Below are 10655 nucleotides of genomic sequence, written 5' to 3'. Positions count from 1 at the left end.
GGCCAGGCGCTGACCGGCCCCGGCTTTCGGTGTAGCATATCGGCACCCATGCCGCGGGCTTCGGTAGTCCGTGGCAAACCCGATTCCAGGAGGCTTCCGATGCGTTACTCGCCCGACCGGAAGGAGAAAACCCGTCAACGTATACTTGACGAAGCTGCCCGGCAGTTCCGGGAACAGGGCATCAGCAACACCGGCCTGCAGCCGCTTATGAAGACCCTGGGGCTCACCCATGGCGGCTTCTATGCGCACTTCCGGTCAAAGGACGACCTGGTTGAGTCCGCCCTCCAGGAGGCGGCCCGTCAAATGGACGAAGAGACCGCCCGGGTCCATGAGACCGCTACACCGGTGGCAACGTTGATCAGCCGGTATCTTTCCCGCACCCACCGGGATTCCCCGGGGCAGGGTTGTGCATTGCCTACCGTATCAGCAGAACTGGGCCAGCTTGGTCGGCCCAGTGAATCCACCGACCGGATTGTGCAGGACCGACTGACACTGATTCAGGAGGGGCTGGGAAAGGACAGGCGGGAAGAACGCAGCTTTCTGATCCTGTCAGCCATGGTCGGCGGCCTTGTGCTGGCACGGAGTGTCAGCGATAAGACCCTGTCAGAGCGCATCCTCCAGTCCACCCGCGATCAGCTACTGACGCTTATTGACGAGGAGCGCAGCTGACATCAGCTGCGTAGGCATGGCCATAGCCGGATAGCGGGCGCTATACTTCCGTGACAGACTGCTATCGGATCTCTTTACAAAAGATCAGGGAAACGGCCATGAGCGATCTTGAAACCCGCTTTAACGAAGCGGTGGATTACATACAGGGCGGGCGCGGCGACCAGAGCCCATCCAACGCACAGAAACTGGAATTCTATGCCCTCTACAAGCAGGCCACCGAGGGAGATGTCACCGGCAAGCGCCCGGGTATGATGGACTTTGTGGGCAGGGCCAAGTTCGATGCCCGGCAGCAGCTCAGGGGCATGTCCCGGGAAGACGCGATGCAGCGATATATCGATCGACTGGCAGAATTTCGCAACTGAAAGGTGCCCCGGATTCATGCCGAGGGGAGGCCTGAACAAGCCGTAACCTCAGCGACCCCGATTTCCCAATGATGGTTTTTGCGGTATTAAAGCGTTTGTCATATGATGCCGCCACTATAAGAACAACAGGGCCGGTAAGCGGCCCGCGAACCATCAGCAGGAATTACCATGCATCTGACCGAAGCGCTTGAACAGAGCGAACCCGGCCTGTTTCAGCGAGTGCAGGACGCCATTCGCCACCAGCAACTGAACCAGCGCACCCAGCAGACCTATCTTCACTGGATTGCCCGGTTCGTCCTTTTCCACCAGCCGAAGACCCCGGAGGCCCTGGAAAGTGCCGACCAGCAGCTCTTCCTGCTCTATCTCCAGGATCGCATACAGGTCTCCCGTGCCCGGCTCAACCAGGCCCGGCAGGCACTGTTTTTTTTCTATGCCGACGTACTTCACAAACACGAAGCGGTGGCTGAAACTGCCTGATCTCCCATGCGCGCCCGTCTGATCACCCGCGCCGGATTCGAGGCGCTGAAAGCGGAGATGGAACACCTGTGGCGTGTGGAGCGCCCCGAGGTGACCCGCAAGGTAACCTGGGCCGCCAGCCTTGGCGATCGCTCCGAGAACGCTGACTACCAGTACAACAAGAAGCGATTGCGTGAAATTGACCGCCGCTTCCGCTACCTGGAGCGGCGATCACGGGAACTCCAGGTGGTGGACTACGCTCCGGAACAGGAGGGGCGCGTGTTTTTCGGGGCCTGGGTGGAAGTCGAGAACGAGGAAGGCCAGGTCCGCCGTTTTCGTATTGTCGGCTACGACGAACTGGATCTGGACAAGCGTTTCATCTCCATTGACTCCCCTATGGCCAGGGCGCTGCTGAAAAAACAGGTGGATGACGAAGCCCTGGTACAGACACCGGAAGGGCCGGCTACCTGGTACGTCACCGAGATCCAGTACGAAAAGCCCGGCTGAGCAACCAGCCCGCCGCCACTTTCCTGCACCCGAAAAAAACCCCGCAAAGGCGGGGTCAAGGCTAGCGCTGTGCTGGAGGGAGAAGCAGGCGGAACCTTCGTTGCCTGCTTCATGACTGCCCTGACTATTATCCACAAGGGCTGTTAACCGGAAATGGCCGCGTAATGACATTTATTTCAGGCGCAACCAAGGCCACAAACGAGTGCCTGTCGTCGACGCTGGCTGCTTGTATAGTCGCCGTCCCGGCCCCATGATGAGAGTACTCGTGGACAGTTACCTCGCCGTTGAGGAAGCAACGTTATGAATACAGAGAAGCTCACACAGGCGGCCCTGAAAGGCGTCGACACCGTCGGTCACCAGCTCGATCGCCTTGGCATCACCGACAAGGTCAACCGCCATAACATCGCCGCCTTTCTGATGGCTGAACAACATCACCTGGAAGGAGAGTGGGAGAGCCTGCAAACCCGGCTGGAGCGCTATCGCCGCCAGGCAGGTGGGTTACTGGATAGCCTGGAGCGGGACGGCTCACCGGTGTTAAGGCCTGTCGCCGAGCGTATTAACCGGTTTCGTCGTAGTGATGACAAGTCTCAGGCAGAGTGATCTTCTGGCTGCCCTGAATTGGCGGCCACAGATTTGACGCGACGCTTCCGGGGAGTGTATTGGGGCACCGTAACCCGCACCCGCAAGCCCGGGAACTCAGCCCCGCGATGGTGATCGAACACACCGATGGTGCCCTGGTGTATCTCGGTCACCGCACTGACCAGACTGAGACCAAGGCCGTTCCCGGGCAGTGACCGGCTCTTGCCCACCCGGTAGAAGCGCTGGAAAATCTGGTCCTTCTCGTCATCGGGAACACCGATACCACTGTCGGCCACCTCGAAGATCGCCGAGTCGTTCTCCTTCAGGACCTTCACCACGATCTCCCCTTCCTCCGGGGTGTACTTGATCGCATTGTCGATCAGGTTGCTGACCATCTGGAACAGCAGGTCCCGGTCGCCCTCCACCGTCACCTCGTCGTCGATGTCCTGGGTAAAGGTCTGGAACTTGTCCTCCGAGAGCGCCTCGTAGAGCTCACAGGCGTCCTGCACCAGCGAACCGAGGGATACCGGCCGCAGGTCGGCGGTGGTATTGCCCCGGGTTTCCAGCCGGGCAATCCGTAACAGCGCGTTGAAGGTGGCCAGCAACTGGTCCGCCTCGGCCACCGCCTTCGCGGCCTGGTCCCGGGCTTCGTCGTTGTCCACCATCATAAGGGTGGTTTCCAGCTGGTTACGGAGGCGGGTCAGGGGGGTGCGCAGGTCGTGGGCAATACTGTCAGACACATGCCGTATACCCTCCATCAGGTACACGATCCGGTCCAGCATCTGGTTGAGGTTTTCCGCCAGCTGGTCGAAGTCATCCTGGGTGCCCCGGGTGGGGATGCGCTGGGACAGGTGACCATTCATGATCTTGCGGGAGGTGTTGTTGATCACCTCGATGCGCCGGGTGGTACTGCGGCTCATCATGAAGCCGCCGAGCAACGCCAGCGCCAGGGTAATACCCATACCCCAGTTGATGGCCGTTTCGATAAGGGCCTTGAGGGTATTGAGGTCGTCCACGTCGCGCCCCACCAGCAGCCGCAGGCCGCCCTGCACCTCGAAGATGCGGGCCCTTGCCTGGCGTGGCGGACCGGTCCAGCCGAGGCTCTCATCCAGCGTGAAATTGATCCAGCTGCCCTGGGACTGGGATTCCACCGGCCAGCCGTTCAGGTTACCGGCCAGTTTGAGGTATTCGTCGGTGGTGAGCAGGTAGAGGGATTTGGCATTGGGGTCGCGGGCCACCCGCTCACGGATGATCGTGATCAGGCCATTTACGCCCCGACCCCGGTATTGCTCCGCCAGCCCTGCAATTTCCGCCTCGATGGTTTCATCGGTCTGGGCGGTCATGAAGCCGGCCGTTCGCCAGTAAATGAACGCCAGCAACAGGAACACCGAGGTGGCAAACACCACCATGTAAAGCAGGGCCAGCTGGAATGTAGAGGTTCTTAGCTGACTAAGCAGTTTCACGCAGCATGTATCCCGCACCCCGGACTGTCTGGAGCAGAGGGGTATCAAACTCCTTGTCGATCTTGGCCCGTAGACGGCTGATGTGCACGTCGATCACGTTGGTCTGGGGATCGAAATGGTAGTCCCACACTTTCTCCAGCAACATGGTACGGGTGACGACCTGGCCGGCGTTGCGCATCAGGTACTCCAGTAGCCGGAACTCCCGGGGCTGGACGTCGATGTTCTGTCCGGCGCGCTTGACGGTGCGGGCCAGCAGGTCCATCTCCAGGTCGGCGACTTTCAGTACGGTTTCCGTTTCGGCCGACTGGCGGTTGCGACGAACCAGCGACTCGATGCGGGCCAGCAACTCGGTAAACGAGAAGGGCTTGGTCAGGTAATCATCGCCGCCGCCACGAAGGCCTTCAACCCGGTCGTCCACGTCCCCCAGGGCGCTGAGGATAAGCACCGGGACCTGGTTGCCGGTAGCCCGTACCGTCTTGATGATGGACAGGCCGTCCATACCCGGTAACATCCGGTCCACAATCATGATGTCGTAGTCTTCGCTGGCGGCCATCATCATCCCTTCCTTGCCGTCAGCTGCGTGATCCACCACGAAATCGGACTCCTTGAGCCCTTTTACCAGGTAGCTTGCTACGTCCTGATCGTCTTCGATTACCAGTGCTTTCACCGGTCTTCCTCCCGCCTGACTGAGTAACCACTGTACCGCAAGAAGAGGCCTGGATCTCGGGGGTGGTACCCCGCTGCGGGCCGGTCAAACAGGCGCCAGGCCCGGGCTCCCCTTGTTAATGTTTGCCCAGAGTAAGGGCTGTCATGATTGGCTGCCAGTTACGATCCTGTAAGAGGGTGTCGCCAATGACGACGGTCACACTATGGTCCCGGAAGCCGCTTGCAGCCAGCCCAGCCCCCCTTCGGTACGCCCTTTTGGCCGATATTCCGCGCTTACCCAGCCAGTGTAGCCGGCATCGTCCAGGGCCTGAAAGATGGAGCGGAAGTTAATCTCACCGGTGCCTGGCTCATGGCGACCCGGATTGTCTGCAAACTGGATATGGCCGATGCGTGGCATCAGTCGCTGCAGGGACCGGATCAGGTCACCCTCCATAATCTGCATATGGTAGAGATCGTACTGCAGCCGTACGTTGTCTGCCCCTGCTTCGTCCATCAGCCGCAACACCTTGTCAGAGGTGTCCAGCAGGAAGCCCGGCATATCTACCCGGGAGTTGATCGCCTCCAGGCAAAGGGTAATACCCTCTTGCGCCAGCCGCTCTGCCGCCCAGCCGACATTTTCCCGCAGGGTGGACCAGAGCTGTTCAGGATCGGCACCGGCGGGTGCGAGGCCGGCAAGGCAATTGAGCTGTTTGCAATCCAGGGCCCGGGCGTAGCGGATAGCCTGGTCTACACCCTGGCGGAATTCCTCTTCCCGCCCCGGCAGTCCGGCGATGCCCCGCTCACCCGCATCCCAGTCACCGGGGGGCAGGTTGAACAGCACCTGGGTGAGGCCGTTTTCCCGCAGCTTACCGGCCAGCAGGGTTTCGGGCCACGCATAGGGGAACAGGTACTCCACCCCGGTGAAGCCGGCAGCCCGGGCGGCGGCAAACCGGTCTTCGAAGGGGACTTCATTGAACAGCAACGTCAGGTTGGCGGCGAAACGAGGCATGGTCAGCCCTCCCCTTTCACACCAGGAGCGAAACCACCCATGCGAGCGCCATTGACGTGTTCCAGTTCCAGCAGCAAACCACTGTGGTCCACATCCGCATGGCCATTGGCCACCAGGGACAGGTAGCCATTGTGGGCCTGTTGGGCCAGGGGCAGGGTCAACCCTTCCGAGCGGGCTTCATCCAGGATCATGCGCAGGTCCTTGAGCTGAATCCGCGCGGGAGCCCCGGGAGCAAAGTCCCGGTCGATCATTCGCTGGCCATGCTGCTCCAGGATCTTGCTGCCGGCAAACCCACCCATCAGGGCCTCCCGCACGGCTGCCGGATCGGCGCCGCCCCTGGCTGCCAGCAGCAAGGCCTCTGACACCGCACCAATGGTCACCCCGACAATGGCCTGGTTCGCCAGCTTGGCCAGCTGGCCGGCACCCACCGGCCCGATGTGGGTCACTTTGCCCAGGGCTTCGAGAACCGGCCTTGCCTGCTCCAGGGTTTCACTGTCACCCCCGGCCATGATGCTCAGGCTGCCAGCCTCGGCGCCGCGGGTACCACCGGAAACCGGGGCATCCAGGTAGCCGGCACCCTGTTCAGCCGCCAGCGCGGCATGGCGCCGCGCCAGGGAGGGCTGGACCGAGCTCATGTCCACCAGTACTGCGCCTGCCTTCAGGGCCGTCATGGCGCCCTGTTCCACCAGCACCGATTCCACGACATCACCGTTCTCCAGCATGGTGATCACCACGTCTGCCCCGGCAACGGCTTCGGACGCGGTGGCGGCTATGGTCGCACGGGTTGCAAACGGTTCGCACTTGCTTGCGGTGCGGTTCCACAGGGTCAAGGGAAAGCCGGCGGCCAGCAGGTTATGCACCATGGGTGCACCCATCAGGCCAATACCCAGGAAGGCAATATGGGGGGATGCCATCGGAATTTTCTCCCTGCAAACAAAAACGCCACCAGCAGGCAGGCCGGTGGCGTTTTCAGGTCACGATCCGTGGACGATCAGGCCGCCTCGGCCATTTGCACCCGGATCTTCTTCATCGCGTTCTTTTCCAGCTGGCGGATACGCTCGGCGGAAACACCGTATTTATCCGCAAGCTCGTGCAGCGTGGACTTGCTGTCGGTCAGCCAGCGCTCCCGCAGGATATCCTGGCTGCGTTCGTCCAGGCTCTGCAGCGCCTCCATCAGGCGACCGTTGGAATCCTCGGTCCAGTCGGACTGCTCAAGCTGAACCGCTGGATCACTGCGACGGTCTTCCAGGTAGTAGGCCGGCGCCTGGTAAGCGTTGTCGTCGTCATCGTCCTGGGGACCATCGAAGGCGGTATCCTGGGAGGCCAGGCGGCCTTCCATCTCACGGACCACACGGGGTTCAACACCCAGGTCATGGGCAACGGCGTTCAGCTCTTCCTGGTTCAGCCAGGCCAGACGTTTTTTCTGGCTGCGCAGGTTAAAGAAAAGTTTGCGCTGGGCCTTGGTGGTTGCCACCTTCACGATGCGCCAGTTGCGCAGGATAAATTCGTGAATCTCCGCCTTGATCCAGTGTACCGCAAAGGACACCAGGCGCACCCCGTACTCGGGGTTGAAGCGCTTGACGGCCTTCATCAGTCCGACGTTGCCTTCCTGGATCAGGTCTGCCTGCGCCAGGCCGTAGCCTGAATAGCTGCGGGCAATGTGGATGACAAAACGCAGGTGTGAAAGCACCAGCGTACGCGCCGCATCAACGTCTCCTTCATAGTGGAGGCGTTCGGCAAGCTTACGTTCTTCGTCCGCGGTGAGTACCGGTATGCGACTGGCAGCCTGGATGTAGGCTTCCAGGTTGGCACCCGGGACGAGACGATCCGCTAACTGTAAACCTGTACCCATTCGTTTCCTCCGTACTCGGCAACCCACAAATATAACAACTATATCTGTGACAGCCAAGTGGCAAATTAGTTCCCGGCCAGAGTGCTTTTTAAAGTAAAATCAGAGAGCTGCACTCAAACCATTGTGTGTTGACCCTGGTCGCCTCCTACCCGTCGAACACTGACGGCGACCCATACTTACGGCCATGTCCGGGTAACATCGATAACGTGCACCTAAAATAGGATCTATTCCCCGAAACTAGCCATACGGTCTTTCCCCTACAGCGGATTGAACCTGGCCGGCATTCACCCCACGGGTGCCAACAGGTCTCAGATTTTCCCAGCCTAACACAGCGCGGCCCGCGCCGTATGAACAACCGGTAACAAGTCCGTTTTAACCTGCCCCGGCTATCTCGCCCGGCTCGATGGCGTCCAGGTGCCGCCGCACCGCCAGCCAGGCCCCCACCCAACCCAGGGCCACGGCGACCAGCAGCAATCCCAGCACGCCGTCCAGCGGCAACCCCCTGAGGGAGAACTCGCTGTTGTAGAGCACCGCCAGTTCGCGCACCGGGCCATTGAGCCACCAGATAGCAAGCTGCAGTATGGCCACGGCGACCAGTCCGCCACCCAGGCCGTACCATGCACCGGTATAGAGGAATGGCCGGCGCACGAAGGCATCGGTACCGCCCACCAGTTTGGCTACCAGGATCTCGTCCCGACGGTTCTCGATGGCCAGGCGAATGGTATTACCAATCACCAGTATCACTGCCGCCGCCAGCAATACGGTGAGTACCCAGACTGCCCGGGCAATCAGGTCAGTCATGGCGGCAAGCCGCTGCAACCAGCCGAGATCGACCTGCACCCGGGCTACCGCTTCGAGGGACCCCAGCTGCCCGGCCAGCCGGTCGACACCGGCGGCATTGCGGGCACTGTCCACCGGGGTCACCAACAGGGTATGGGGCAAGGGGTTTTCGTCGAGGTAATCCAGCGCTTCATCCAGCCCCGAGTTGGCCCGGAACTCAGCCAACGCCTGGTCACGGTGAATCAGCACCACCTCTGCCACATCGTCACGGCCGGTGAGCTGACTGCGGAGCTGGCCGGCACCTTCATCCGACACCTGGCCTCCCAGGTAGACGGTAACCCGCGCTGCGCTTTCCCAGCCGGCACTGATCCCCTGAAGGCTCGTCAGCAGAAGGAGCAGACCCACAGGCAAGGCCAGCGCGATACCCATCACCGCCCAGGTCATGGCACTGGCCACCGGGGCCGCCAACAGGCGATGGGCACTGTCCCGGGCCACCTTCAGGTGGTGGGAGCGGTAACTGGCCAACACCCCGGACAGGGAGGAACGATTTGGTCCGGCCCCCCGCGCGCGGGACTCTGACGGCTTGCGAGGCGTACGGCTCATGCCCTGGCCCCCGCCCTGCGAGCCTGTCCGGCCAATAGCTCGCCCTGCGACAGGGTCAACCGACGCCGCCCCATGGATTCAATCAGGGCGATGTCGTGGGTCGCGATCAGAACCGTGACACCGACCTGACTGAACTGCTCGAACAGATGCATGATGTCCGCCGAGAGCTCCGGATCCAGGTTACCGGTGGGCTCATCCGCCAGCAGCACCGGTGGCTTGTTGACCACCGCCCTGGCAATGCCCACCCGCTGCTGCTCACCGCCGGAGAGCTGTACCGGGTTCATCTTCTCCTTGCTGAGCAAGCCCACCTTGTCCAGGGCAGCCCTGACACGACGACCAATGTCACCGTGAGAGACACCCATCACCTCCAGCGGCATGGCCACGTTGTCGAACACCGTCCGGTCGAACAGCAACTGGTGGTTCTGGAAAACCGCGCCAATATGACGCCGGACATAGGGAATCTGACGCCGGGGCATGGTGTTCAGGAGCTGCCCCCCAACCCGTACCTCACCGGCGGTGGGGCGCTCCATCAACAGGATCAGTTTAAGCAGGGTGCTCTTACCGGCTCCGGAATGGCCGGTGAGGAACGCCAGCTCGCCCCGGCCAAGCTCGAAGGAAACATGGCGCAAGGCCGTATGATCACTGTCATAGCGTTTGGTAACCTGACGGAATTCGATCATTACAGCCTGGGTCCTGTTCCGGTTTTCGCCGGCACACTCGTGGTGCGGTCATTCAGTCGTCAAAGAGCGCATCCACAAAGCTTTCCGGCTCAAAGGGTCGCAGGTCTTCCACCTGCTCACCGACACCGATATAGCGGATCGGCAGCCCCAGCTGACGGGCAATAGCGAACACGATGCCACCCTTGGCGGTACCATCCAGCTTGGTGAGGGTAATACCGCTGACACCCACTGCCTGCTGGAACACCTGGGCCTGGCTCAGGGCATTCTGGCCGGTGCCGGCGTCCAGCACCAGCATGACTTCGTGGGGCGCTGACTCATCCAGCTTCTTCATGACCCGGACAACCTTCTCCAGCTCAGCCATGAGATTGTCCTTGTTCTGGAGCCGGCCCGCCGTGTCGGCAATCACGACATCAATGCCCCGGGCCTGGGCGGACTGGACCGCATCGTAGATGACCGAAGCACTGTCTGCCCCGGTATGCTGGGCAATCACCGGGACATCATTACGCTCACCCCACACCTGCAACTGTTCTACCGCGGCGGCACGGAAGGTATCCCCTGCCGCCAGCATGACACTGCGACCTTCGCCCTGGAACTGGCGGGTCAGCTTGCCAATGGTCGTGGTCTTGCCAACACCGTTAACACCAACCATCAACATGACCCAGGGCTTGTTGTCGTTACTGATCGCCAGGGGTTCACAACTGCCGGCCAGCAGGGTGCGCAGCTCGGCTTTCAGTGCTTCCTTGAGGGCGGCCCCATCTTTCAGCTGGCTGCGATTGAGCTTTTCAGTCAGCGAGTCGATGATTTCGGTGGTGGCCGTGACGCCGACATCGGCCATCAACAAGGTAGTCTCGATCTCTTCCAGCAGGTCCTCATCCACCTTGCCACCGGGAGAGAACAGCCCGGACAGGCCTGAACCCAGGCTGGCCCGGGTCTTGCCAAGACCAGATTTGATCCGCTGGAAGACACTGACCTTTGGCTCTGGCTCTGGCTCTGGCTCTGGCTCTGGCTCTGGCTCTGGCTCTGGCTCTGGCTCTGGCTCTGGCTCTGGCT

General features: G+C 61.2%; 13 protein-coding genes. 5 read left to right on the top strand and 8 right to left on the bottom strand.

Features of this window, described 5'->3' with window-relative positions:
* The first annotated feature begins 99 nt into the window (after positions 1-99).
* The 5 genes from MLC59_RS00065 (at position 100) to MLC59_RS00045 (ending at position 2594) form a co-directional block, all read left to right on the top strand.
* Positions 100-669: a TetR/AcrR family transcriptional regulator gene (locus tag MLC59_RS00065; protein ID WP_248229932.1), complete on the top strand. Its 570-nt coding sequence runs from the start codon at positions 100-102 to the stop codon at positions 667-669.
* Positions 670-767: 98 nt separating this feature from the next.
* Complete coding sequence (locus tag MLC59_RS00060; protein ID WP_248229930.1) at positions 768-1031, top strand: acyl-CoA-binding protein; 264 nt, start codon at positions 768-770, stop codon at positions 1029-1031.
* A gap of 168 nt (positions 1032-1199) precedes the next feature.
* On the top strand, positions 1200-1508 hold the full coding sequence (locus tag MLC59_RS00055) for a site-specific integrase (RefSeq protein ID WP_248229928.1): 309 nt from the start codon (positions 1200-1202) through the stop codon (positions 1506-1508).
* Positions 1509-1514: 6 nt separating this feature from the next.
* Positions 1515-1994: a transcription elongation factor GreB gene (greB, locus tag MLC59_RS00050; RefSeq protein ID WP_248229927.1), complete on the top strand. Its 480-nt coding sequence runs from the start codon at positions 1515-1517 to the stop codon at positions 1992-1994.
* A gap of 300 nt (positions 1995-2294) precedes the next feature.
* The gene (locus MLC59_RS00045; protein ID WP_248229925.1) at positions 2295-2594 is read left to right on the top strand and encodes a hypothetical protein; all 300 of its coding nucleotides are present in this window, start codon (positions 2295-2297) and stop codon (positions 2592-2594) included.
* On the opposite strand, the gene MLC59_RS00040 is transcribed toward MLC59_RS00045, so the two are convergent.
* The 8 genes from MLC59_RS00040 to ftsY all read right to left on the bottom strand — a co-directional run.
* Positions 2582-4036, bottom strand: a complete 1455-nt coding sequence (locus MLC59_RS00040) for a HAMP domain-containing sensor histidine kinase (protein WP_248229923.1) — start codon at positions 4034-4036, stop codon at positions 2582-2584. The genes MLC59_RS00045 and MLC59_RS00040 overlap by 13 nt on opposite strands.
* Positions 4023-4703 carry a winged helix-turn-helix domain-containing protein gene (locus MLC59_RS00035; protein ID WP_091851950.1) on the bottom strand — a complete coding sequence of 227 codons (681 nt, stop codon included), beginning with the start codon at positions 4701-4703 and terminating at the stop codon, positions 4023-4025. The genes MLC59_RS00040 and MLC59_RS00035 overlap by 14 nt, the downstream gene beginning before the upstream one ends.
* Positions 4704-4898: 195 nt before the next feature.
* Positions 4899-5690 carry a hydroxypyruvate isomerase gene (gene hyi / locus MLC59_RS00030; RefSeq protein WP_248229920.1) on the bottom strand — a complete coding sequence of 264 codons (792 nt, stop codon included), beginning with the start codon at positions 5688-5690 and terminating at the stop codon, positions 4899-4901.
* 2 nt (positions 5691-5692) lie between these two features.
* Positions 5693-6604, bottom strand: a complete 912-nt coding sequence (locus MLC59_RS00025; RefSeq protein ID WP_248229918.1) for an NAD(P)-dependent oxidoreductase — start codon at positions 6602-6604, stop codon at positions 5693-5695.
* Positions 6605-6681: 77 nt separating this feature from the next.
* The gene (gene rpoH, locus MLC59_RS00020) at positions 6682-7542 is read right to left on the bottom strand and encodes an RNA polymerase sigma factor RpoH (protein WP_248229916.1); all 861 of its coding nucleotides are present in this window, start codon (positions 7540-7542) and stop codon (positions 6682-6684) included.
* A 372-nt stretch (positions 7543-7914) separates the two neighbouring features.
* Complete coding sequence (gene ftsX, locus MLC59_RS00015; RefSeq protein ID WP_248229914.1) at positions 7915-8925, bottom strand: permease-like cell division protein FtsX; 1011 nt, start codon at positions 8923-8925, stop codon at positions 7915-7917.
* Positions 8922-9605, bottom strand: a complete 684-nt coding sequence (gene ftsE / locus MLC59_RS00010) for a cell division ATP-binding protein FtsE (RefSeq protein ID WP_248229913.1) — start codon at positions 9603-9605, stop codon at positions 8922-8924. The genes ftsX and ftsE overlap by 4 nt, the downstream gene beginning before the upstream one ends.
* Positions 9606-9657: 52 nt before the next feature.
* A partial coding sequence (ftsY, locus tag MLC59_RS00005; RefSeq protein ID WP_248229912.1) for a signal recognition particle-docking protein FtsY occupies positions 9658-10655 on the bottom strand: 998 nt, incomplete at its 5' end.

Origin of the sequence: Marinobacter bryozoorum (assembly GCF_023156245.1) — a bacterium.
Classification (GTDB): domain Bacteria; phylum Pseudomonadota; class Gammaproteobacteria; order Pseudomonadales; family Oleiphilaceae; genus Marinobacter; species Marinobacter bryozoorum.
The sequence above is the reverse complement of the archived record's forward strand: the minus strand, read 5'-3'. Positions and strand labels throughout refer to the sequence as shown.

Bases quoted from the DNA above. Each gene is read 5' to 3' on its own strand.
- MLC59_RS00065 (WP_248229932.1), top strand. From the start codon at position 100: ATGCGTTACTCGCCCGACCGGAAGGAGAAAACCCGTCAACGTATACTT.
- MLC59_RS00060 (WP_248229930.1), top strand. From the start codon at position 768: ATGAGCGATCTTGAAACCCGCTTTAACGAAGCGGTGGATTACATACAG.
- MLC59_RS00055 (WP_248229928.1), top strand. From the start codon at position 1,200: ATGCATCTGACCGAAGCGCTTGAACAGAGCGAACCCGGCCTGTTTCAG.
- greB (WP_248229927.1), top strand. From the start codon at position 1,515: ATGCGCGCCCGTCTGATCACCCGCGCCGGATTCGAGGCGCTGAAAGCG.
- MLC59_RS00045 (WP_248229925.1), top strand. From the start codon at position 2,295: ATGAATACAGAGAAGCTCACACAGGCGGCCCTGAAAGGCGTCGACACC.
- hyi (WP_248229920.1), bottom strand. From the start codon at position 5,690: ATGCCTCGTTTCGCCGCCAACCTGACGTTGCTGTTCAATGAAGTCCCC.
- MLC59_RS00025 (WP_248229918.1), bottom strand. From the start codon at position 6,604: ATGGCATCCCCCCATATTGCCTTCCTGGGTATTGGCCTGATGGGTGCA.
- rpoH (WP_248229916.1), bottom strand. From the start codon at position 7,542: ATGGGTACAGGTTTACAGTTAGCGGATCGTCTCGTCCCGGGTGCCAAC.
- ftsX (WP_248229914.1), bottom strand. From the start codon at position 8,925: ATGAGCCGTACGCCTCGCAAGCCGTCAGAGTCCCGCGCGCGGGGGGCC.
- ftsE (WP_248229913.1), bottom strand. From the start codon at position 9,605: ATGATCGAATTCCGTCAGGTTACCAAACGCTATGACAGTGATCATACG.